Genomic DNA, 24,764 nt, shown 5'->3' with positions numbered 1-24,764 from the left:
CAAACTGCGGTTTCAGGGCGCCAGTTCGACGCGGATTTCGGTCGATGCGGCATGGCCGTCCGCGTCGACCACGCTGATCAGGTAATGGCCGGGCTGGCCGGGCAGCCAGGAATAGGTTTCGGAAGGAGCCGTTCCGGCAATGAAACTGCGATTGGCGAACCAGTAAATGTTGCCGTTCGCGGCCGTGGTCGCTTTCAGGGCCAGGGTCGACGGTTTGCCGAGACGGAGAGCGTAGATGCCGGATTTCAAAGGCGAGATAATTCGGAGCCCGCCGTCCTCTTCCGCCGGGTTCCGGTAGCACGCGGGCAATGGCGGAGCCGGGCGGCGCGGCATGCCGGCCTGTTCGAAAAGGCGGAGCATTTCGCTGTCCCAGAATTCGACGATTTCGCGCCGGCTTTGGGGGGCGTCCGGGCAGACGATGCGGCCGGTTTGCCGGTCGAAATGGACCGCGCGGTGCAGCGTGCTGGTTCGGATCGGCGATTTGCCCGGAATGAACCAGGTCTTCGCCCGTACCGGACAGTCCGCGTTCGGAAGGTCGCCGCTGGCCGCGCAGACCTCGACCTCTGCAACCGTATCGGGCTTGAACGAGGGAATCGGGTCGGCCAGTCCGGGCAACAGGCTTTGGGCCCGCAGGCCGTCGAGAATCGAAAAGAACAGCGGCGCGGCCGCTTTGCCGCCGACCAGAGCAGGATTTTTAGTGCCGTCGAAATTGCCGACCCAGACGGCCAGCACATAGTGCCCCGCGATGCCGATGCTCCAGGCGTCGCGAAATCCCCAGGAAGTGCCGGTTTTCCAGGCCGTCTCGGGCCGGTCCGGGCGCTTCGAATCGGGCCGCGGATTGTGCTTCAGCATGTCGAGCGTAATGTAGGCCGCGGCGCTGCTCAGCAGCGCCAAGGGCTCGGTAGCTTCCGATTCCGCCCGGCCGGGGCTGCCGCAATAATTCAGCCTGCCGAGCTTTCCCCGGTTGATCAGCAGCGCATAAAGCTCGGCCAGCTCTTCCATCGTCACCTCGCCGCCGCCGAGCGCCAGCGATAGCCCGTAATGCGGTTCATCCCGCAGCCTCGACACGCCGGCGCGCAGCAGGAATTGATAGAAGGTCGGGCGGGAAAGCTTGGCGGCAACCCGGACCGCAGGGACGTTGCGGGAGCGGATCAACGCCTCCTGCACCGTGACCGGCCCGATAAAACGGCCGTCGAAATTTTCCGGACTGTAAGGGCCGAAGGCGGTCGGCAGGTCGGCCAGGATCGTGCGCGGATGCACCAGCCCCTGATCGAGCGCCAGCGCATAGACGAACGGCTTTAAAGTCGAACCCGGCGAGCGTTTCGCCAGCGTGCCGTTGACCTGGCCGTCGATCGCGGCATTCCGGTAATCGGCCGAGCCGACCATCGCCCGCACCTGCATCGAATTTGTATCGACCAAAAGGGCTGCGGCGTTGCGTACGCCTTTGTCGCGGTTGGCCGCCAGGAAATGGCGGATCGAACGTTCGACGCTTTTTTGCACGGTCCGATCCAGACTGCTGAGGATCGCTTCCGCTCCGGCGCAACGCTGCAACAGCAGGTCGGTCAGATGCGGGGCTTCGATCGCCAATTCGGAACGGCCGTATACGGGCAAGGGCAAGGCCAGATCGGCGGCATAGCGGCGGTCTTCCGGAAATTCGTCGAGCCAGTTTTGCCAAAGGCGCTGCCGGGCGGCCAGCAGCGCCTTTGGCAGTTCATGGTGTATCGGGACGCGGCGCGCAGGATTTTGCGGAATCACCGCCAGCGTCACCGCTTCGATCCGGTTCAACTCCACCGCAGGCTTGTGAAAATAAATCCGGCTCGCCGCACCGATCCCGACGATATTGCCGCCGTACGAAACGCCGTTCAGATAGGCTTCCAGTATCTCGTCCTTGCCGTAGCGCAGGTCGAGCCACAGCGCGAACGCAATCTGCCGCAGTTTTCCGAAATAACGGCGGCTGTCGATCCGGTATAACTGCCGGGCGACCTGCATGGTGATCGTGGAGCCGCCTTGCCGGCCGTTGTTAGTCAACGTGGCCCAGGCCGCGCGCGCCAAAGCCCAGGGATTGACGCCGGGGTGCCGGTAGAACCAGCGGTCTTCGTAGAGCAGGACGGCGGCGCGGAGATGGACGGGGATCTGTTCCAGCGGAGTCCACAGCCGGAACTGGCCGTCGCTCGCCAGGGTCAGGCGCAGCAGTTCCCCATGCCGGGCGTAGATCGCGGTTGATTTGGGGTAGGCATCCGAAAGTGACGATTTGGGGAAATACTTAACCGCTCCAAGAACAAGCCAGACTGTCGCTAAACCGAGAACGGCGGCTCGAAACCACCCATGCGCATGCAACGGGTTGCGCGGTAGGCCGGCTTGATTGCGGGTCATTTAATCAACCATCACTGTTTCGGACAATGACAACAGGCTCTGCCGGGAAAAGCGCAGGTCGGGCTTCCTGGCGTCAGCCCAGCCTGAGCAGCCTCTTGTCGGAGATTTCCGCACGGTTATTTTTTGATACTTTTATAGTTTTCCTCGCTTTCGCGCATGATTCTTTCTCCCTCTTCGACGATTCGCCGGCCTTCGTTAATTTTATTTTGACCTTCGGCGATCATGGCATTGCCGCGGTCGACCAACTGCTTGCCTTTTTTCCATCGATCGCCTAAATTCGCGATGCCCTGGCTTTCGCGCAGCATTTCCTCGCCGGAAATAAGCGGTTCCGGGGCCGGGACCGGCGCCGGTTCGGAGGCACAGCCGCCAAGGGCCAGAATGAAGCATGAAATCGCCAGCTTCGCTCGAACAGTAAGATAATTTTGCATAATCAATGACTCTTGAATGTTACGGATTAAATAGGAGACGGTGAATTTTACCAGATGTGGTGAAAAAACCGGGGGTTCGAACATAGGTTCAATCGATGCGCGCAATGTTAAACCCATCGGTTTGAGCAGAGAAACCCTTATCCTATCCCGCTGGGTTTGCGCTAGGCTTAAATCCGGCCGGCGCAAACGGTATTTGGAAGAGAAACGGGTCGGATGGCCTCAACAGCCGAATACGCCACAACCCTTATTGACTGTAGGGGACGGCGTACCTTTTATCCTCCAATAGTACGCACAGCGTACCCTACAGCGGTAACTCCACCCCGCCTGAGGTAACGCTATCGCTCGACAGGGGAACTAGGGAAGAAGTCATTATCGGCCAAACTCTACCCCCTCTCCATAGCGAGAACCCGGCGGAAAAGCGGCTGCCGGACCGTGAGTTTCTTTAAAGCTGTCCGGCTTTGGATACCGATCATGGCGGGATATTGCCTGTTGTACGAAAGCTGTCGCGGCTCCAACTGGAGGCGCGGAGAATAATCTGAGATGAGACAAGCGGATGATATGATTACCGGCTTGAAATTTACTTAATCGGAGTCGATATGATTGGCTATGCCGTTAGCCGTCCTTTTGCCTTGAGCGTTCGCGGCCAGCGCAAAACCCTGAAAGCCGCACCCTCGCTCGAAACGCCTACGGCGGATACGGTCTATATCTCGGCCCAGTGGGAAATCGACATGCTCCAACAGGCATTGACGGAGGCCTGGCCGCAAGCGAACAAGGCGGAATTGTTGCGAATCATTTCGTCGGCAACCCTCGTGCGGACGGCGGGATTTCCCGTCCTGTTGGGCGCCGGAGCGTATGCCGACCCCGAACATCAATCGCCGCCGCAATGCCTTGTCCTTCAATTGCGGTCGCTTAAAGCCGCCCAACCGTTTCGCGAGCACTTCCGGCTGCTCGTCATCAATGGTTTCGTCAGCAATTTGGGCGACACGATGATCGGCCTTACGGCTTTCAGGCAGGTGCTGTCCGTGTTGCGCGCCGAATTGCCGGCGGTGTCGGTGGACCTCATGCTGGGTTGGCATAAGGACGATCGCCTGGAAAGGCTGGTGCGGAATGTGGAGGGTATCGATGCCGTATTGACTCAAGGCTTGAGTCTGGCCGAAATGTCGCGCTATCAGGGTATCTTCGATACCAGCAGATTGCTGTTGCTGCCTCGTTATGGAAAGATGCCGATGGTGGATTGGTATCTGTGGTGGTTCGGCATAGAGCCTTCCCAAGTCGCTGCTGCCGACAAGCGCAACCAAGTAGCCATCCCGGCGGAGGCCGATCGAGCGGTGGCTGATGGCCTGACGCCTAAAGCTGGACCGCGCATCCTGGTGAATCCGCACGCTTCGGTGCTATTGCGGAGTATGCCGGAAAGCGCCTTGCGGCGATTGATCGAGCATCTCCTGTCTGCCTGGCCGGAAGCGGATGTGCTGCTGACTCATCAGCTGAACATCCATTCCCCTCGTTTGCAGTTCGTTTCGAAAATCACGCCAACGGTGGACCATCTGGCGGCGCTGCTCACGCAAGTCGACGGTCTCATTGGCGTTGACACTTATACCCAACACCTCGCCGATGCGACTTCAACGCCGTCCGTTACGATGATGGCCTCGATGGAGCTGGAGGTTTATCCCTACTACCCATTGGGTGAAAGTTTATTATTGCCGGGCGCAAGCCAGCTTTCCGGCTGGGGTAAGGCCAAAGTTGCGCCATCCGACTGGGCCGCCGCATCGAGCCATTACGAAATGGCGTGGGAGACACTGGATTTTGATGCCGTACTTTCCGCCTTACGCCGAATGATGGCTAAAAAGCAGGCGTCCTATCGTGCCTATCCGATACGGTTTCATCCCGAACCCGGCCCGGAACGGAAGCTTTCGACGCGGCAGGCAGTCATCGAAGGCATGGAACTGGACATGCCGATACGGCAGCGGGAAGACCCGTTGGCGCAGTTACTCCACCAGACCGTCATCGGTTTGGGCAAGCAAGTCCTGGCCAGGGGAGATACTGTGGTTTATCTTGGCGCGGGAGCCGGAGCAGCGGCGCTGCCTCTGGCTCGAATGGTCGGCGGACAGGGACGTCTGGTCGCTTTCGAACCGCGCCGGGAATTGTATCAGCTGCTTTGCGCCAATCTGGCGCGGGCGGGAATTCGCCATGCCGAAGCGCATTTTGCGATGCCGGAAGGGGAAGGATACGCCGTACGCGAAATCGCCCATCTCTCGATGGATGATGAATATCTGCCGTTGAGCATGGGCAATTCGGAACAGCTCGAGCCGATCGTCTGCTGGCCGCTGGATGCCAGAAAAATAGAGGCGTGCCGCCTGCTGACCGTCTGCTCGCCTTTACCGCTGCTGTCGGTGCTGCAAGGGGCCGGCAATACGATACGGCGTTGCCAGCCGGTTATCGTCGCGGGCGTATTGTACTGGCGGGATGTGTCGCGATTGACTGAGTTTCTGGCCGGGTTTGGCTACCATGTCAGGACATTGGAAGTCAGTGATTCCGCCCTGCCGGAATCGGGGATTCAATACGCTATCCTGGCGGCGGAACCGCCTGGAGGAACAGCGCATATCAATTAGTGCGTAGGTTGGGTTAGGCGCCAGCCGTAACCCAACACTCGAAGCCGAATCCTGTTGGGTTACGCTTCGCTAACCCAACCTACGGATCTTTCTCGTCGACACGCACCGTGCCTGATCCGGAATGTGCTCGCAAGGTCGGTACATACATCGCCTCGGCATAGACCGGCGGCACGTTGAATAGCCCCGTAGGTTGGGTAGAGCGAAGCGAAACCCATTGTGGAAGCCATATCGTATGATGGGTTTCGCTTCGCTCTACCCGTCCTACCTTGCTATGGCAAACGGCGATTTGCTTACGCGAAACCGCCCTACCACACTGTAGGGCGTTTTCGCGACAGCAAAACGCCAATCCCCTTTAAAGCGCGGCGGATTGCCTGACGGCGAATCCGCCCTACAAGCTGATTAAATCCTTCGACAAGCTCAGGACGAGCGGTAAGCTGTCGATTCCGTTCGTGGTGAGCTTGCCGGGCCATGGACGGAATCAGCTTATTCAGAGCCTCCTCAAGACCTATAATTGGCCTAATTTAAATTCAAAGCCCAAATTCACCACCAAGTCGTTCAACACGCCTTCGCCGCCGACGTTAGACGGAAGGGTATTTATACGATAGCGAACATCGCCGCGTAAACTGAAGTTGTCGGTAATCGTAAAACTGCTGCCGCCGCCGGCTTCAAAAATGAACGAAGTGGCATGGGTGTTGAAATAACGGGAGGTCAACTCGGTACGCATGCCGCCGAGGCTGGCGACCAGATAGGGTGAAAAACGGTCGCGCATGAAGTAAAACTGCCCGTCCAGGCTAGCTCCCAATAAATCGGTTTCGCCGCCGCCGCAACAGGGAATGTCGTTCCTATAGTTATGCCAGAAGCCGCGCGCCTCCACGTTGAAATAGCGATTGATCACCATTCCGACGCCGGCTCCCGCCCCCCAGCCATCGGATGCCTGCGTATCGCCGCCCGGATGCAAATAACTGCCGAACGGCGCGACATAAATATCGCCCGCCTCTCCGCTCGCTTGCGAAACGGCGCTAATGCCCAGCGATGAGACGGCAACCAAAACCGTCGCTAACTTATTTATGTTCATCGATCTCTCTCAAAAAATTACACAAAATTATCCACAGTCAGCGCCTTGACGCCAGTCAGCATGATTTCAAAATCCGCTATGCCGTCGCCCGTGACATCACCTTGCAACAGATGGGTCTTGGCATCGAAATGCAATTCCCCTGCCTGTTCGCTAAATGCCGTGACAAGAACGAACTGCTGCCCGCTTGGCAGCAATTTGTTGGCCAACTCGGTTAAATCGATTTTGTCCTCATTCACCTTAAAGTCGGCGATGACGTCGCGGTTCTTCTTACCGACCAAACTGTCCGACAGCTCCACGTACTTGAACACATCGGCCCCGGCGCCGCCGAACAATTTATCGGAGCCGCCACTGCCCACCAACACATCGTTACCTCCCAATCCTCGCAGAACATTCTTGCCGTCGTTACCCACGAGGATATTGTCCTTGGCATTGCCGGCGCAATTCAAATTGGCAATGCCATGAGTAGACGCATTCGACAGGCCCGCCATTTTAAGCAGCCAATCGGGCAAGCAATTGTAGGCACTGGTGGATGTCGATACGATCTTGTTGAGCAATTGCACATTATCGACGTCCACCGGCGTCTTTTTTAAACTGACATTCGAAGTAATCCACACGGGTGGAGGATTAACCGGCTGCTGGATGAACACCGGCAACCCCGGATCGAACAACGCTTGCATATTGGGATCGTTGTCGCCAAAAGCATTGTCGGTAAGCGTCAACTCGATCGCTTGAATCAGACCGTCCTTAATGATAAAGCGAGCGCCATCGCCCACCGGATTACCCGCCGCGTCGGTGCGTTGCGTAAAATCATACCAACCGGCGCTGGTAATCTCTTTACCGTTCAAATCCAGCAAGACGCCTGGCGCATCTATAGCCGCCTGGGTAACATATTTGAGATAAGCGTTGAAGCCGTTTTCGGGTACTTTAGCGCGTGAAATGTCGATCACCACCCGCACTTGCGTACCATTGTCGGGATTGTTATCAAAATCCTGCAAGACAAGTCCGTCGTCGACAGGCGTAATCGCAAATTGAATCGGATCCCAAGGCGCTTCAATGGTAGTGCCATTGGGAAGATTATTCACGCTGACCGGATGCCCGCCGAACTCGGCGGCATCCTGAGGAATCACGTTGATTTGACTGAGCTGATAGAACTCATCGCCAACTATCGGCGAATCCTCCTCGGCATATCCCGATACCACCGACAACGAAATGATCGGCTTGACTTCGGTCAACGTGCCTTCAATGGCTTTATCGAAATACCCGCTATTGATCCAGGCCAATGTAGCCAGCGCATGTTGTTCGGCATCTTGTTTGCCATCGTTATTCAAGTCGCCATCGGCACCGCCGTTGCCGGTAGATGAGGACATGGTCGCCAAAATCTCTTCCACATTGGGCGCAATACCGTCTTTGTCGAAATCGTCATCCAACAGGACGGTATTGCTGACCGGCCGGCCGTCTATCAGATCGCCCGTGTATTTCAGCCCGGTACCGTCGTCTTTGATGGTAGCGGTGCCGAAGGTTTCGCCCACTACCGGACTGCCGGGCAAACCGGTGGCCGTCAAGCGGAAAGTTTCAGCGCCCTCTTTTAAGAGGTCATTGATCAACGGGACACGAACCAGCAAGTTCGTTACCGCGCCCGGCCCCTCCGGCAAGGTCAAGACATCGTTGGCGGGATACGCCTGCCAAGCGCCATCCATAAACACTTCCAGCGTATCCGCCACATCCAGGCCCAAACTGGCATGGCCTTCGCCTACGCCGGTTGAAGTCAAACGCAACGTCAATTGCTGGCCGCCCAAACCGGTGAGGATAAACACCGCAAACGACGAACCTTCATTCACCTCAAAACTGTCAATCGAAAAGCTGCGGTCATCGTCCTTGATTATCCTCGGGTCGGTCGTCTCCGCGCCGCTTTCGTTATAAAACGCACCGCGCCCGTCATCGCCAATTACCCCGGTGCCATAAGACGTCAAGCTGCCGGTGACCGCTTTCAGTTTGAACGACTCCGGCCCCTCGAACACCTCGTCATCTCGAATAGCGACTCTCACCAACAGTGTGGTGCTGCCGGCCGGATAAGTCACCGGCGACCCCACATAATCAGCCCATTGATCGCCATCGAAATACTGCAGTTGGGTACCCGTATCGTCACCCAAGGCCGCGTGGCCTTCGGGCAAGGTTCCATCCGCCAAGCGCGCCGCGGTTTCTTCCAACGAGAGAGATAACTGTTGTCCTGTAGAGCCGGAAACCCGGAACACCGCATACGGAGACTTCTCGTTGACCGTCACATTATCGATTCTCAGTAACCGGTCATCGTCAAGATGGCTCTGACTGGTCACCGGCGTATCGGCACTGACCGAGCCGGTAAAAATCGTGCCCGTGCCATCGTCGAGCAAAGTCGCCGTTCCGGTAAACGCGCGGCCGCCGCTGCTGGCAATCAATTGGAAGGTTTCCGGGCCTTCATAGATGGGTGGATCGTCATTGACGATACCGGTTCGAACCAGCAACAGACCGCCTGCAGGAAAGTTCGTCACGCTGTCCGGAACATAATCTTGCCAGGCGTTACCGTCGAAAAACTGCAACGCCGAACCGCTGGGGGTATTGGCGGTATCTACGCCCAAGATGGCATGGCCCTCGCCACTACCGGTAGGCGCCAAAGCCAAACTAACCGGCTGGCCGGCAAGACCGCTGACAGTAAAGATGGCAAACGGCGAGGCTTCGTTCACCTCGATGTTGCTCACCTGCAGCGGCAGATCGTTGTCGAGAATGGTTCCGGCGCCAGTCACGCCGCCCACGGTCAGACTCAAAGTTTCCCCATCTTCGATGAGACTGTCATCGGTGGTGCCAATGGTAATGGTAAAACTGGTCACGCCTTCCGGCACGATGACGGCATTGTAATTAGCGTCTTTCCAGGCGACGCCGCCGCTGAAAGTCCAGCCGCTCCGCGCCGCATAGTCGCTGCTGTCGGCCGTACCGCCAAGGGCGACGCTGTGTTCGGTCGGGATGGCGCTCGCGCCGGACAGGGTCACGGCGTAACGCAAGCTCTCGCCTTCAACGACACGGTCGTCGACAGGGTTTTGTCCGGAATTGCCATTGTCTTCGGCAACGACGCTGAGGACCGTTTGCTCGTCGTTATCTTCGATGGTGGCGGTGCCGGTGACGGCTTGGCCGCCCGCCGGGGTGACGGTCAGCGTGAAGGTTTCGCTGCCTTCGGTGACGCCGTCATCGATGATCGGCGTGCGCACCAGCAAGGTGCCATCGGTGTTGATGATCTCGACCGGACTGCCGGTGTAAGTCTGCCAAGTTTCGCCGTCATAGTATTGCAGGTCCGGACCAAAGTCGGGGTTGGCGCCGCTGCCGACGGCCGTGCCGTCGGTCAGGGCCAGAGAGACCGGCTGGCCTTGCGTGCCGGTCACGGTGAACACGGCGTGGCTCGACGCCTCGTTGACGGTGATGTCGTTCACGCTCACGGCGCGGTCGTCGTTCACCGGAACGTGGCCCTCATTGCCTTCGGCCGGGTTCGAACCATGCGGCTTGCTGGGGTCGGCCGGATCCGTCGGCACCAGAATCGTCCCCGTGCCGTCGTCAACGATCGTGGCCAGGCCCGTGTCGCCGTTGTCCGGGTTCGAAACGTAGTTCGCCGTCAGCGTGAAGGTTTCCGCGCCTTCGTAGAGGTCGTCCTGTTCGGAGGTGATGTCCACGCGCACCAGAATCTGGCCGCTGCCGCCGGCCGGCACTTCCGGCCGGCTGCTGCCCGAATAGGTCGTCCAGGAGGTGCCGCCGTTCGTCGAATAGTGGAGCGCGAAGCCGCTGACCGTCGCGTCCCGGTCGGCCGCGTCCGCCGTGTTGCCCAGCGTCAATTCCACCTTGTCGCCGGCCTTGCCGGTCACATCGACCGTGAAGGTCGCGTAGGTCGAAGCTTCGTTGAACGTACCGCCGCCGGTCACCGTGATGCTGCGGTCGTCGTCCTTCGGAGCCGCGCTGTCGGGCGTGCCGTCGTCCTTGAAGATATCGCCGGCGCCGTCGTCCTGGATGGTGGCGGTGCCGATGACGGCTTGGCCACCCGCCGGGGTGACGGTCAGGGTAAAGGTTTCGCTGCCTTCATAGACGTCGTCGTTGACGATCGGCGTGCGTGCCAGCAGGGTGCCGCCGGTCGGAAGGGCAATCGCTCCTGTGTAGTCGGTCCAGGTGGCGCCGCCATCGATGGATACTTGCAGAGGGTTGGCGCTGCCGAAGTCAACGCCGCCGCCCGTGGCCGTGCCCGGCGTCAAACTCAGGGTGATTTCCTGGCCTTGCGTGCCGGTCACGGTGAACACGGCGTGGCTCGACGCTTCATTGACAATAATGTCGTTCACGCTCACGGCGCGGTCGTCGTCCTTCGGAGCCGCGCTGTCGGGCGTGCCGTCGTCCTTGAAGATATCGCCGGCGCCGTCGTCCTGGATGGTGGCGGTGCCGGTGACGGCTTGACCACCCGCCGGGGTGACGGTCAGCGTGAAGGTTTCGCTGCCTTCATAGACGTCGTCGTTGACGATCGGCGTGCGTGCCAGCAGGGTGCCGCCGGTCGGAAGGGCGATCGCTCCTGTGTAGTCGGTCCAGGTGGCGCCGCCATCGATGGATACTTGCAGAGGGTTGCCGCTGCCGAAGTCAACGCCGCCGCCCGTGGCCGTGCCCGGCGTCAAACTCAGGGTGATTTCCTGGCCTTGCGTGCCGGTCACGGTAAACACGGCGTGGCTCGACGCTTCGTTGACAATAATGTCGTTCACGCTCACGGCGCGGTCGTCGTCCTTCGGAGCCGCGCTGTCGGGCGTGCCGTCGTCCTTGAAGATATCGCCGGCGCCGTCGTCCTGGATGGTGGCGGTGCCGGTGACGGCTTGACCACCCGCCGGGGTGACGGTCAGCGTGAAGGTTTCGCTGCCTTCATAGACGTCGTCGTTGACGATCGGCGTGCGTGCCAGCAGGGTGCCGCCGGTCGGAAGGGCGATCGCTCCTGTGTAGTCGGTCCAGGTGGCGCCGCCATCGATGGATACTTGCAGGGGGTTGGCGCTGCCGAAGTCAACGCCGCCGCCCGTGGCCGTGCCCGGCGTCAAACTCAGGGTGATTTCCTGGCCTTGCGTGCCGGTCACGGTAAACACGGCGTGGCTCGACGCTTCGTTGACGGTGATGTCGTTCACGCTCACGGCGCGGTCGTCGTCCTTCGGAGCCGCGCTATCGGGCGTGCCGTCGTCCTTGAAGATATCGCCGGTGCCGTTGTCCTGGATGGTGGCGGTGCCGGTGGCGGCTTGGCCGCCTATGGGCGTTGCCGTGAGGGTGAAGGTTTCGCTGCCTTCATAGGTGTTGTCGTCGATGATCGGCGTGCGTATCAGCAGGGTGCCGTCGGCATTGATGATCTCGACCGGGCTGCCGGTGTAGGTTTGCCAGGTTTCGCCGTCATAGTATTGTAGGCCAGGGCCGTAGTCGGGGTTGGAACCGCTGCTGACGGCCGTACCGTCGGTCAGTGTCAGGGTAATGCTCTGGCCCAGGGTACCGGTCACGGTAAACACGCCGTGGCTCGACGCTTCGTTGACGGTGATGTCGTTCACGCTCACGGCGCGGTCGTCGTCCTTCGGAGCCGCGCTATCGGGCGTGCCGTTGTCCTTGAAGATATCGCCGGTGCCGTCGTCCTTAATGGTGGCCGTACCTTTGACACTAACGCCGCCATTACCCGGCGTCACATTCAGGCTGAAGGTTTCGTTGTTGTCGGAAACTGTATCGTTGGTGATCGGCGTGCGCGCCAGCACCGTGCCGTTGTTGGGCACGGTAACAGTGCCGCCCGTGTAATTGGTCCAGGTCTGGCCGCCGTCAACCGATACTTGCAAGTTGACGCTGCCGGTGCTGCCGAAATCCACACCGCTTCCGTCGGCTGTCTCCGGAGTCAAGGCCAGGGTGATTGCCGTGTTCGGCGTGGCGTGTACTTCAAACACCGCCGTGCCGGACGCCTCGTTGACAACCGGATTAGTAACGGTCAGATCGTTGTCGCGCGGGATATAGCCCGGAGTATTCGAGTCGGCCGGGGTTTTTGCGCCGGTGTCCGGGTCAAAAATATCGCCTGTGCCATCGTCCCTGATGGTGGCCGTGCCGATTGCTGCATGGCCGCCTATGGGTGTTGCGGTGAGGGTAAAGGTTTCACTGCTCTCGCTGAGAGTATCGTTGACGATCGGAGTGCGCACCAGCAGCGTAGCGTCGGCATTGGCGATGGTCACGGCTGTTCCGGCTGCGTAATTCTGCCAGGTTGTGCCATTGAAGTATTGCAGGCCCGGACCAAAGTCGGGATTGGAACCGCTGCTGACGGCCGTGCCATCGGTCAGGGCCAGGACGATCTGTTGGCCTTGCGTGCCGGTCACGGTAAACACGGCGTGGCTCGACGCTTCGTTGACGATGATGTCGTTCACGCTCACGGCGCGGTCGTCGTCCTTCAGAGCCTCGCTATCGGGTGTGCCATTGTCCTTGAAGATAGTGCCGGTACCGTCGTCCTGAATGGTGGCGGTGCCGGTGACGGCTTGGCCACCCGCCGGGGTGACGGTCAGGGTGAAGGTTTCGCTGCTTTCATAAAGATCGTCGTTGACGATCGGCGTGCGTACCAGCAAGGTGCCGCCGACCGGAAGGGCGATCGTACCCGTGTAATTCGACCACGCTTCGCCATCCCAATATTGCAGGTTCGTGGCACCGCCGCTGCCGAAGTCGATGCCGCCGCCGGTGGCCTGACCGGTGGCGGTGCCGCCGGTCAGCGCCAGCGTTACCGTTCTGCCGGCGTCGCCTTCGACGGTGAACACGGCGTGGCTCGACGCTTCGTTGACGGCGATGTCGTTCACGCTCACGGCGCGGTCGTCGTCCTTCAGAGCCTCGCTATCAGGCGTGCCGTTGTCCTTGAAGATAGTGCCGGTACCGTCGTCCTGAATGGTGGCGGTGCCAGTGACGGCTTGGCCGCCCGCCGGGGTGACGGTCAGCGTGAAGGTTTCGCTGCCTTCATAGGTGTTATCGTTGACGAGCGGCGTGCGCACCAGCAGGGTGCCTCCGTCCGGAAGGGCGATCGCCCCCGTGTAATTCGACCACGCTTCGCCATCCCAATATTGCAGGTTCGTGGCACCGCCGCTGCCGAAGTCGATGCCGCCGCCGGTGGCCTGACCGGTGGCGGTGCCGCCGGTCAGCGCCAGCGTTACCGTTCTGCCGGCATCGCCTTCGACGATGAATACGCCGTGGCTCGACGCTTCGTTGACGGTGATGTCGTTTACGCTCACGGCACGGTCGTCGTCGCGTGTAATGTAAGCTTCATCGCTTGGGTCAGTCGGGGTTTCTTCGCCGGTGTCGGGGTCAAAGAGGGTGCCGGTGCCGTCGTCCTGGATGGTGGCGGTGCCGGTAGCGGCTTGGCCACCCACGGGAGTGGCAGTCAGCGTGAAGGTTTCGCTGCCTTCATAGGTGTTGTCGTTGACGAGCGGCGTGCGTACCAGCAAGGTGCCGTCGGCATTGGCGATGGTCACGGCTGTTCCGGCGGTGTAGGTCTGCCAGGTTGTGCCATTGAAGTATTGCAGGCCCGGACCAAAGTCGGGATTGGAACCGTTGCTGACGGCCGTACCATCGGTCAGGGCCAGGACGATCTGCTGGCCTTGCGTGCCGGTCACGGTAAACACGCCGTGGCTCGACGCTTCGTTGACGGTGATGCCGTTCACGCTCACGGCGCGGTCATCGTCGCGTGTAATGTAAGCTTCATCGCTCGGGTCAGTCGGGGTTTCCTCGCCGGTGTCCGGGTCGAAGAGGGTGCCGGTGCCGTCATCCTGGATGGTGGCGGTGCCGGTAGCGGCGTGGCCACCCACGGGAGTGACGGTCAGGGTGAAGGTTTCGCTGCCTTCATAGATGTTATCGTTGACGAGTGGCGTACGCACCAGCAGGGTGCCTCCATCCGGAAGGGCGATCGCCCCCGTGTAATTCGACCACGTTTCGCCATTCCAATATTGCAGGTTCGCTGCACCGCCGCTGCCGAAGTCGATGCCGCCGCCGGTAGCAGTACCCCCGGTCAACGCCAGGACAACATGCTGGCCTTGCGTGCCGGTTACGGTAAACACGGCGTGGCTCGACGCTTCGTTGACGGTGATGTCATTCACGTTTATGCTGCGGTCGTCGTCCGCCGAAACGTGACCCTCATTGCCTTCGGCCGGGTTCGAACCATGCGGCTTGCTGGGATCGGCCGGATCCGTCGGCACCAGAATCGTCCCCGTGCCGTCGTCAATGATCGTGGCCAGGCCCGTGTCGCCGTTGTCCGGGTTCGAAACGTAGTTCGCCGTCAGCGTGAAGGTTTCCGCGCCTTCGTAGAGGTCGTCCTGTTCGGAGGTGATGTCCACGCGCACCAGAATCTGGCCGCTGCCGCCGGCCGGCACTTCCGGTTGGCTGCTGCCCGAATAAGTCGTCCAGGAGGTGCCGCCGTTCGTCGAATATTGGAGCGCGAAGCCGCTGACCGTCGCGTTCTGGTCGTCCGGGTCTTCCGTGTTGCCCAACGTTAATTCCACCTTGTCGCCGGCCTCGCCGGTCACATCGACCGTGAAGGTCGCGTAGGTCGATGCTTCGTTGAACGTGCCGCCGCCGGTCACCGTGATGGCCCGGTCATCGTCGAAGGTTAAACTGCCGCCCGGCGTTCCCGGTCCTTCGCCTTCGTCGGCATCCGTGATGTCGCCATCCCCATTGACGTCGATACGGCCCGTGTTGTCGTCCACGATGGTCGCCGTGTCGGTACTGGTTTTCGCGCTGTTTGTCGCATAGCTCGCCGTTAGCGTGAAGGTTTCCGCGCCTTCGTAGAGATCGTCCTGTTCGGTGCCGATGCCCACGCGCACCAGAATCTGGCCGCCGCTCGGTACCGTCGGACGGTTACCCGATGCCCCATTCCAGGTATAGGTTTCCCAGTCCTCGCCATCGTTCGTCGAATAGTGGATCGCGAAGCCGCTGATCGTCGCGTCCCGGTCGGCCGTGTCCGCCGTGTTGCCTAGCTCCAGCAACACCGCATCGCCCACCTCGCCATCGGCAGTCACGGTAAACGTCGCATACGTTGAGGCTTCGTTGAACGTGCCGCCGCCGGTCACCGTGATGTCGCGGTCGTCGTCGACCGTGACTGTGCTGACCGCCGCGCTGGCGGTGGCATTACCGGCAGCATCCGTCGCGGTGAAGCTGAAGCTGCGATCGCCCTCTGTCGGGGTGGTAGAAGCATTCTTATATTCCAACGCATGAATAATGCTGGCGGTTTCGGCTGCCGTAAGGTGGCCTCCTCCCGACTTGACGATGGTGAACGTGCCGCTCGCCCCGCCAGAGGTTCCATTGGCCGTCACCTGCACCGAGACGCCGCCAACCGTAACCGTGCCCACGGCTGCGCTGCCGTTCGCCCGATAGAAGCTGCCGTCATCGAAGGACAACAACTCGTCATCCCCATCGGACAAGCCCGTCACCGTCAAGACCAAGGAAGCAATTCCATTTCCTTCGATAACACTGGCCGCATCGTCATTGTCATCGATACCGACGGCCACGCCCGGCAACACGTTGGCCGAGTGGTTCAGCGTCGAGGCGTCCGACGGATCGAGGTCTATCACCGGCGGCTTGGTGTCGATCACATAGTTGTCCGACGCTGTCGTGCTGCCGTTGGCCGAATTGCCGGCGAGATCGGTCACGCCGGCGTTGTTCAGCGTAATGACGTTGGAGGTGTCTTCGAGATCGGCCGTCGGCGTAAAAGTTGCCGTCCAGGTGATGCCGCCATCGCTGGAAACGATAGCGGTCAACGTGCCGCCCTCGATCGTCAGATCGTCGTTATCGAAATTCTTGACCGCTTCGCTAAACTGGATCGTGACCAGGGCCGTGTCCCCCGCCTTCAGCGAGGACTTGTCCATTGTAATGATCGCATCGACGACCGTCGGAGGAGTCACGTCGATGATCAGTTCATTCGCCGTTTGGTCGTACAAGACGCCTCCGCGCAGGGCCTTGACTTCGTAGGTTTTATCCTCGTTGGCCAATTCGTCGCCCACGGGAATTTCCAGCGTCCAGACCATGTCATTAATCGTGAGTTCAGGATCTCCCTTCTCATAGGTCTTGCCATTCACGTTCACGCTGAAGGCTTCGCTCTCACCGAGTAGGGTATTGCCGACGGTGCCGGTCAAGATGGGAGTCAGGTCGTTGGTGCGCAGCGCGTCGACGGTGGGCGCCTCGGTCGTCAGCGGGTTGCTAAAAGCCATCGATGCGAAGATGGAGCCGTACTGACGCGCAGTTGAGCCTACGTTTCCTGTTGCCCCCATCTTGATGGTAAACGTGCTGACCGTATCGAATTGCGTCTGAACGCGGCCTATATCGTTGACGACCAAGCCATCATAACTTTTATTATTTCCACTTTCGAAACGCATGCGCCCCGTCCCGACGGCTCCCGCCTTGATTTGCAAATCCGTGGGATTATTGACGGTATAGCTTTTAAAACCGCCGTACTCGACAAATTCTCTGACATTGCCGCTGGCAGCATCAATATCGATGGAATTATTATAAAAGCCGCTCAAGGCGCGCACATTGCCATCGGTGTCCTTGAACGTGATCGAAAAAGTCACGCCGCCATCGGCTGCCGTCGTTTTGATTTCAGGGGCAAAAAAATCCGCAGTCGTCATTCCCGCAGGAGCCGTTGCGTTTGTAGGATTGTTATTATCGATCGAGGTCAACTCCGCGCCCTGAATACTTTCAATCTTTACATAGGCATCAATCTGCACGCCGTCGATCGTAACGACGTTGGTGTATTTGTAAACGGCTTCTTCTTGCTTGTCGGTACCAAAGACAAGTTCGGCGTTATTGAACTTCAGCGGCGTAGCGCCAGGCACGATCAGCGGAACTGTCTCGTCCGCGAGCACATACGACCAGTCGTCCGCCACGAGGCTCGGGGCTTCGATGTTGCCGGTGTGGCTTTCCAGCGTCCAGTCGCCGCCTTTGCCGGCGTCGCCGGTGGCATTGGTGGAGGCGGCAATGTCGGCGCCGGTGAGTTGGGCGAGTTGCCGGATGAAGGCATCGCCTTGTTCGCCCTGGGCAATGTCGCAGCCATAGAGAAGAATGTCGGCATCCGCCGTGAGATGGGCGGCCCAGGTTTGCAGGGCGTCGCCTTGCGTGGCAAGGCTTTGTAGGTCGAGGGTATCGCTGCCGAGCGTCAGGCTGCCGGCGCTGCCGTGGCTGACGATGTGGATGGCGTCGAACTTACCCCCCCCAAATTAGCAAGTTCCATGCCAATAGCGTTCAACCCGGACTCATCGGCTTGGACGATGCGCACGGCGACGTTGGCGGGTAGGTCGGCGAGCAGGCTCTGATAGTCAGGCACGCGGGCGTCGATGACGAGCAGCGTAGCGGGGGCGGCAGAATCTTCATAGACATCACCTGCCGGGGTAGTTGCTGTGTTAATCGATTGCGCGTTAGAAAAACTGAAAATAGCCATTTCAAATTCCTGGATTAAAGTCTGAGCATTATTTTGCGGCCGCCGTTGAAACCAGCGAACCTCATTTCATCTGTGTATCTTTAACTTAACCCGTGCCCAAGTAGACAACCTCATCGACTTAGCCACGGCATATTCCCCTTATATAGAAACATTATAATTAAGGTTTTATCTTTGTCTAGCTTAAGGTTGGGTTACGCTGCACTAACCCAACTTTGGTATTGTCTAATTGTGTTTTTCAAACGGTAATCGTATGGATACGCTTCTACCCGCGATTGTCATGGCATGAAGGAGCGGCTTTAGCCGCGATAGAGGCTTCAATCGCGGCTAAAGCCGCATCCTACTTTGAAGGCCATTGGCGTTTTGCTATCGCGAAAACGCCCTACAATGCCGGTAGGGTGGATTCGCCATCAGGTAATCCGCCGCGCTTTAAAGGGGATTGGCGTTTTGCTATCGCGAAAACGCCCTACAATGCCGGTAGGGTGGATTCGCCGTCAGGCAATCCGCCTTGCTTTGAAGGGAATTGGCGTTTTGCTGTCGCGAAAACGCCCTACAATGCCGGTAGGGTGGATTCGCCGTCAGGCAATCCGCCTTGCTTTGAAGGGAATTGGCGTTTTGCTGTCGCGAAAACGCCCTACAACGCCGGTAGGGTGGATTCGCCGTCAGGCAATCCGCCTTGCTTTGAAGCCTGTTGGCGTTTTGCTGTCGCGAAAACGCCCTACAGCTCTTTCGAGTGCGAGGGCGGGGAAAAATCGGGACGAATAGGGTACAATCGCAACCGCTTCATTGCCCTTGTCTTCCCCGGAGAATCGATCGATGGCCAGGTTGTTTGCGGTGTTGTCCTCATTATGGCGCGCTTTTCTGCTCGGCTGGCGCGGTCTGTTCGGCGTCTGGCGCTGGGACAAGCCGGCCTGGATCGTCCAATTCGGCGGCTGGCTAGCGCCACGGCTTGACTATGTGAAAAGCCATCTCTGGCAAAGCATCCTGGCCCTGATCCTGGCCGCAGGAGTCGGCGCCGCAAGCTGGTACGGTTACCATTTGTGGGAAAACCGCCCCAAGCCGGCGTCGGTCGACTTTTCGGTCGCCGCACCCGAGCGGATGAAAATCGAGGAAAAAAACGCCAAACCGAATCCGCTGGTGATTACGTTCGACGGCTCGGTTGCGCCGCTGGAGCAGGCCGGCAAGGCGATTGCCGAAGGCGTTACGATCGAGCCGGAGGTCAAAGGCCGCTGGCAGTGGCTGGACGACCGGCGCCTGGCGCTGCAACCCGATCACGAATGGCCGGTCGGGCGGACGTTCGAAGTCGCTTTCGAAAAGCATCTGGTCGCGAAACAAATCCGGCTGGCGCGCGACGAGTTTTCGTTCACGGGGCCGGCTTTCACCGCTACGCTCGACAAAGCCGAATTTTATCAGGACCCGCTGGACCCGGCGCTGAAGAAAGCGATTTTCCAAGTCCGCTTCAGCCATCCGGTCGATGCCGCCTCGCTCGAAAAAGCGGTCGAGATGACCCTGGTCGGCGCGCAGGATTCGAAAATCAAACCCGAGCCGATCCCGTTCACGGTCAACTACGACAAACTGGGGCTGAACGCCTTCATCCACAGTCGGCCGCTCGCGATTCCCCAGCATCCTCAGCAGGTCAACTTTTTGTTGAACAAAGGCGTCAAGGCTAAAGGCGCGGAGGCGAAAACCGCGTCCGAATTACGCAGCGAAGCGCGCGTGCCGGGCCTTTACGACGAACGGATGATCGAGAATATGGAACTCACGGTCGCGCCGAATCTCCAGTCCGGCCAGCAGGAACAGGTTCTGATCGTCACTACGTCGGTGCCGGTTCACGAACAGGAAATCGCCAAATCGATTCAAGCTTGGCAACTGCCCGAATTCGATCCGAAGACGCCGGAAGAAGAGCGCGATCACCCGACTTACTGGTCCGTGGACCGGGTCACCGCGGAAATCCTGAAATCCGCCCAACCGGTCGACCTGCACACGGTTCCGGCCGAAAACGAGTACGGCACCTCCCATGCGTTCCGGCTCGAAGCCGATGTCGGCCGCTATCTGTATGTGGCCGTTTCGAAAGAGTTGCGCTCGTTCGGCGGCTACCGATTGCCGAAACCGGTTTACCGGACCCTGCAAGTGCCCGAGTTTCCGAAGGAATTGCACATCATGGGCCAGGGATCGCTGTTGATGCTGAGCGGCGAAAAGAAAATCGCGGTGATGACGCGCGACCTGAAGGGCCTGAAAGTCGAACTGGGCCGGCTGCTGCCGGACCAGTTGCAGCATCTGGTCACCCAGACCTCCGGCGATTTCGCGCATCCGGAATTCAACGGTAATCTCGGGCAGGACAATCTGGCCGAACGCTTCGAACTCAAGCTGCCGCTGCCGGAGGCCGGCCAAGGCAAGCCGCATTATCAACCGGTCGATCTGAAAACCTATCTGGTCGATGCGGAGGGCCAGCCGAAACGCGGCATTTTCCTGCTGACCGCGAAAAGCTACGATCCGGACAAGCCTGAACAAGACCAAACAAACGATGCCGGCGGGCCGGAAGAAAAGCGCTTGGTGCTGGTGACCGATCTCGGGATGATCGTGAAAACCGAACGGGACGGCTCGCAGGTCGTTTTCGTGCAGTCGATCGGGACCGGCGAACCGCAGGCAGGCGTCGAGGTTTCGGTAATCGGCAAGAACGGACTGACGTTGATGAAGGGCTTGACCGATGCGGACGGCATGGCCCGCTTCGCGAAACTGGCAAAACTCGAACGCGAACGTGAGCCGGTCTTGTACCTGGCTACCGATCGCGGCGACATGAGCTTTTTGCCGCTCGGCCGGGACGACCGCAACCTGAACCTTTCGCGTTTCGATATCGGCGGCGCGGCCAATGCGGCCGATCCGGGCGAACTCAGCGCCTATCTGTTCTCGGATCGCGGCATTTACCGGCCGGGCGATACCTTCCATATCGGGATGATCGTGAAGGCAGAAAAATGGGAGATGCCGCTCGCCGGCCTGCCGCTGGAGGCCGAAATCCTCGATCCGCGCGGCCTCGCCATCAAAAAAACGCGGCTGAATCTCGGCCGGGGCGGCTTCAACGAGCTCGCGCACGAAACGCTCGACAGCTCGCCGACCGGCACCTATACGGTCAATCTGTACACGGTCAGGAACGCGAAGTCGGACAAATACCTGGGTTCGGTGTCGGTCAAGGTCGAGGAGTTCCTGCCCGACCGGATGAAGGCGGCGATCGCGTTCTCGAAGCCGATTCCCGAAGGCTGGGCCAATCCGCAAGATTTGCAGGCGGCCGTGAACGTGCGGAATCTTTACGGCGCGCCGGCCGAAAACCGGACCGTCGAGGCCAGTCTGGCCTTGAGCCCCAGGCTGCCGGAATTTCCCCGCTACAAGGATTACCGTTTTTACGATCCGCATTTCGCCGAGCACGGTTACGATGAAGATTTGAGCCCAGCACGGACCGATGCGGGCGGCAAGGCAGTCTTCAGCCTGGACCTGGAAAAATATGCGAAGGCGACCTACAAGCTGCATTTACTGGCGCGCGCGTTCGAAGCGGAAGGCGGGCGCAGCGTTGCCGCCGAAGCGGATATCGTCGTTTCCGACCTGCCGTATCTGGTCGGCTACAAGGCCGACGGCGCGCTCGATTTCGTCGCCCGCGATGCGAAGCGCAATGTCGAGCTGATCGCGGTCGATCCGAATCTGCAAAAGACCGCCGCCGACCCGCTGACGCTCGAACTGATCGAACGCAAGGCGCTGTCGGTGCTGATCCGGCAGGATGACGGTACCTACCGCTACGAGTCGCGGATTAAGGAAAACCCGTTGCACAAGGCGCCGCTGGCCCTGCCGAAGGAAGGCCATACGTTGACGCTCGACAGCAAGACGCCGGGCGATTACGTCTATCAGGTGCGGAATGCGGAAGGTACGGTGCTGGCCAAAATCGCCTACAGCGTCGCCGGCCTCGGCAATGTGTCCCGGACGCTGGACCGCAATGCCGAACTGCAGCTGACGCTCGACAAGCCGAGCTACGCGCCGGGCGAGACGATCAGCGTGAACATCCGGGCGCCTTATACCGGCGCGGGGCTGATTACGGTCGAGCGCGACAAGGTCTACGCGAGCCGCTGGTTCCGTGCCGACACCCAGTCGACCGTGCAGACGATCGAAGTGCCGAAGGAGCTGGCCGGCAACGGCTACGTGTCGGTGCAATTCGTCCGCGATCCGGGCTCCGACGAAATTTTCATGAGCCCGCTGTCTTACGGCATCGCGCCGTTCAAGATCGGCTTGAATGCGCAAACGCAGCCGTTGACGCTCGACGCGCCGGAACGGATTCGGCCCGGCGAGCGCCTGCCGATCAAGCTGGCCAGCGAAGGCCCGGCGCGGGTCGTCGTGTTCGCGGTCGACGAAGGCATCCTGCAGGTCGCGCGCTACAAGAATCCCGACCCGCTCGGCCATTTCTTCCGGAAGCGCATGCTCGAAGTCGGCACGTCGCAGATCCTCGACCTGATTCTGCCCGAATTCACCAAACTGTTGCAGCTCTCCGCGCCCGGCGGCGACGGCGAGGAAGAGGAAGCCGCCTCTTACCTGAACCCGTTCAAGCGCAAACGCGACAAACCAGCCGTGTACTGGTCCGGCATCACCGATATCGACGGCGAGAAAACCTTCAATTACGATGTGCCGGACACGTTCAACGGCGCGCTGAAGATTTTCGCGGTCGCGGTCGGCGATTTGAAGATCGCCAGCGTGATCGGAAAAACCCAGGTGCGCGGCGATCTGATCGTTACGCCGAACGTGCCGTCGATGGTCGCGCCGGGCGACCAATTCACGGTCAGCGCCGGCATCGCGAACCACGCCGAAGGCAGCGGGCCGAAAGCCGAAGTCAAAGTTAGGCTGAATGTGCCGCCGCAGTTGCAGGTCAAGGATGGCGCCGAACGGACGATAAAGATAGCCGAAGGCCACGAAGGCGCCACGACCTTTACCTTGCAGGCTGCCGCCGGCGGCAAAGCCGTATTGGGCGACGCGGAACTGCGCTTCACTGCGGAAAGCGGCGGCAAGTCGGCCGGACTGAGCAGCCATCTGAGCCTGCGTCCCGCCGTGCCGAAAATGGCAAACCTGAGATTTGGCAACTTCAAAGGCAAACAGGAAGTGAAAGAACTGCGCCGGCTGTATCCGGAATACCGGCAGGTCAGCGCCGGCCTGTCGCCGTTGCCGCTGGTCGCGATGCCGGGATTGACGGCTTATCTGGACAATTTCAGCCATTACTGCACCGAGCAGTTGACCAGCAAAGCGATACCGGCGATCGTGCTGCGCAAGCGTCCCGAATTCGGCGACAAGCCCGAACCGGCCAGTGCCGATATGGATTGGTTGAAATTGCTTTCGGTGCTGCGCACCCGCCAGAACGGCGAAGGCGGCTTCGGTTTGTGGACCGCTTCGCCCGAGGCGCATGAATTCGTGTCGGTCTATGCGGCCCATATGCTGCTGGAAGCGTCCGCGAACGGGTTTCCGGTGCCGGCGGACATGCTGCAACAGGCGCTCGACTATCTGAAAAATCTTTCCGCGAGCCCGGCGGAAGACTTGGCCGGCCTGCGCGCGCGCGCTTATGCGGCGTATCTCTTGACCCGGCAGGGCAACGTCGCGACCGCCGCGTTGGCCGGGATTCAAGAAGCGCTACGCGCGAATTACAAGGATGAAGAATGGCGAAACGACCTGGTCGCGGTCTATCTCGCAGCCAGCTACCGCTTGCTGCAGCAGCCTTCGGCCGCCGATGAACTGATCAAAATTCCGGCTGAATCGCTCGGAAGTTCGGCCGGCACCTTCGATTTCAACGACTATTACGATCCCTTGATCCATCAGTCCCAGACCCTGTATGTGCTGGCGAAGCATTTCCCGGCCCAGCTCAAAAAGCTGCCGGCCTCGCTGTTCGAAGCGATCGGCCGGCACTTGCGGGAGGACCGCTTCAACACCCTGTCCTCGGCGTATCTGCTGCTCGCTTTCGACGCCTACCTGGACGCGCTGCCGGCCGGCGTGGCGCCGCATCTTGCGATCACCGCGATCGACGGCAAAGGGCAGCGCCAAGCCCTGGCGCTGCCGCAAAATTTCGCGCCGCGCGCGGCGTTCCCGCTCGACGCCGCCGCGCTCGAATTCGAAGGCGAAAGCGGCATGCCGCTGTATTACGCGGTTTCCGAATCGGGCTTCGATATCGCGCCGCCTTCGGCAGAAGTGCGCGATGGTCTCGAAATCGTCCGAAGCTTCCTGGGCGACGACGGCAAGCCGCTCGATAAAATCCCGCTGGGCGCGGAAGTCACCGTCTCGATCCGCGCGCGGGCGATCGACCGGGACTTTATCGCCAATGTCGCGATCGTCGATCTCTTGCCCGGCGGTTTCGAAGCGGTGCTGCAAAATCCGGCCGAGAAAGAACAAACCGATTCCGAAGAGGATGCGGGAGAAGAAAATGTTCCTCACTGGCAGGACCGGCTGAAAACCGGCGGCAACTGGACGGCCGATTATGTCGACGTGCGCGAAGATCGCGTGCTTCTGTACGGCACGCTAAACAAGGACATGGCCGAATACCGCTACCGTGCCAAAGCCACTGCGGCGGGTACGTTCAACGTGCCGCCGGTCTATGCCGAGGCGATGTACGTACCGACCTTGCGAGCGCATTCCGGATCAGGCGCGGTGCGTGTCGACGAGAAAGATCCGTAGGTTGGGCTAGCGAAGCGTAACCCAACAGGATTCGGCTTCGAGTGTTGGGTTACGGCTGGCGCTTAACCCAACGGCTCTGGTAGGGCGGATTCGCCGCCAGGCAATCCGCCGCGCTTTGAAGGGGATTGGCGTTT

Annotated in this window: 8 protein-coding genes and 1 pseudogene; 3 read left to right on the top strand and 6 right to left on the bottom strand. The window is 59.9% G+C overall.

Annotated features, from left to right (window positions below; all coding sequences use genetic code 11):
• Nucleotides 1–12: 12 nt before the first annotated feature.
• Nucleotides 13–2,373: a penicillin-binding protein 1C gene (gene pbpC / locus CC94_RS0109495; RefSeq protein WP_005369276.1), complete on the bottom strand. Its 2,361-nt coding sequence runs from the start codon at nt 2,371–2,373 to the stop codon at nt 13–15.
• Between the two features lie 116 nt (nt 2,374–2,489).
• Nucleotides 2,490–2,987 carry a hypothetical protein gene (locus tag CC94_RS24695; RefSeq protein WP_245549447.1) on the bottom strand — a complete coding sequence of 166 codons (498 nt, stop codon included), beginning with the start codon at nt 2,985–2,987 and terminating at the stop codon, nt 2,490–2,492.
• 410 nt (nt 2,988–3,397) lie between these two features.
• On the opposite strand from CC94_RS24695, the gene CC94_RS0109485 reads away from it, so the two are divergent.
• Nucleotides 3,398–5,410, top strand: coding sequence for a hypothetical protein (locus tag CC94_RS0109485; protein ID WP_031430623.1), 2,013 nt, complete (start codon nt 3,398–3,400; stop codon nt 5,408–5,410).
• A 505-nt stretch (nt 5,411–5,915) separates the two neighbouring features.
• Here the strand turns inward: CC94_RS0109485 and CC94_RS0109480 are convergent.
• The 4 genes and pseudogenes from CC94_RS0109480 to CC94_RS0109465 all read right to left on the bottom strand — a co-directional run bounded on the left by CC94_RS0109480 (nt 5,916) and on the right by CC94_RS0109465 (nt 17,946).
• Nucleotides 5,916–6,485, bottom strand: a complete 570-nt coding sequence (locus CC94_RS0109480) for an outer membrane beta-barrel protein (protein WP_051911430.1) — start codon at nt 6,483–6,485, stop codon at nt 5,916–5,918.
• A 17-nt stretch (nt 6,486–6,502) separates the two neighbouring features.
• Nucleotides 6,503–16,720, bottom strand: coding sequence for an Ig-like domain-containing protein (locus CC94_RS21410; RefSeq protein WP_169740952.1), 10,218 nt, complete (start codon nt 16,718–16,720; stop codon nt 6,503–6,505).
• Between the two features lie 732 nt (nt 16,721–17,452).
• Nucleotides 17,453–17,668, bottom strand: a pseudogene (locus tag CC94_RS25465) (DUF4347 domain-containing protein); the annotation flags it as partial.
• Nucleotides 17,665–17,946, bottom strand: a complete 282-nt coding sequence (locus tag CC94_RS0109465; protein WP_005369268.1) for a DUF4347 domain-containing protein — start codon at nt 17,944–17,946, stop codon at nt 17,665–17,667. The pseudogene CC94_RS25465 and the gene CC94_RS0109465, both read right to left, overlap by 4 nt.
• 272 nt (nt 17,947–18,218) lie before the next feature.
• Between CC94_RS0109465 and CC94_RS24685 the strand changes: the two genes are divergently transcribed.
• Nucleotides 18,219–18,896 (top strand): hypothetical protein, encoded by a 678-nt coding sequence (locus CC94_RS24685; RefSeq protein WP_245549446.1) that lies wholly within the window; start codon nt 18,219–18,221, stop codon nt 18,894–18,896.
• 145 nt (nt 18,897–19,041) lie between these two features.
• Nucleotides 19,042–24,630, top strand: coding sequence for an alpha-2-macroglobulin (locus CC94_RS0109460; RefSeq protein ID WP_342666538.1), 5,589 nt, complete (start codon nt 19,042–19,044; stop codon nt 24,628–24,630).
• The last annotated feature ends 134 nt before the right edge of the window (nt 24,631–24,764 follow it).

Source organism: Methylomicrobium agile (assembly GCF_000733855.1).
GTDB classification, from domain to species: Bacteria; Pseudomonadota; Gammaproteobacteria; order Methylococcales; family Methylomonadaceae; genus Methylomicrobium; species Methylomicrobium agile.
The sequence above is the reverse complement of the archived record's forward strand: the minus strand, read 5'-3'. Positions and strand labels throughout refer to the sequence as shown.

Bases quoted from the DNA above. Each gene is read 5' to 3' on its own strand.
- CC94_RS21410 (WP_169740952.1), bottom strand. From the start codon at position 16,720: ATGGCTTTTAGCAACCCGCTGACGACCGAGGCGCCCACCGTCGACGCG.
- CC94_RS0109485 (WP_031430623.1), top strand. From the start codon at position 3,398: ATGATTGGCTATGCCGTTAGCCGTCCTTTTGCCTTGAGCGTTCGCGGC.
- CC94_RS0109465 (WP_005369268.1), bottom strand. From the start codon at position 17,946: ATGGCTATTTTCAGTTTTTCTAACGCGCAATCGATTAACACAGCAACT.
- CC94_RS0109460 (WP_342666538.1), top strand. From the start codon at position 19,042: ATGAAAATCGAGGAAAAAAACGCCAAACCGAATCCGCTGGTGATTACG.
- CC94_RS0109480 (WP_051911430.1), bottom strand. From the start codon at position 6,485: ATGAACATAAATAAGTTAGCGACGGTTTTGGTTGCCGTCTCATCGCTG.
- pbpC (WP_005369276.1), bottom strand. From the start codon at position 2,373: ATGACCCGCAATCAAGCCGGCCTACCGCGCAACCCGTTGCATGCGCAT.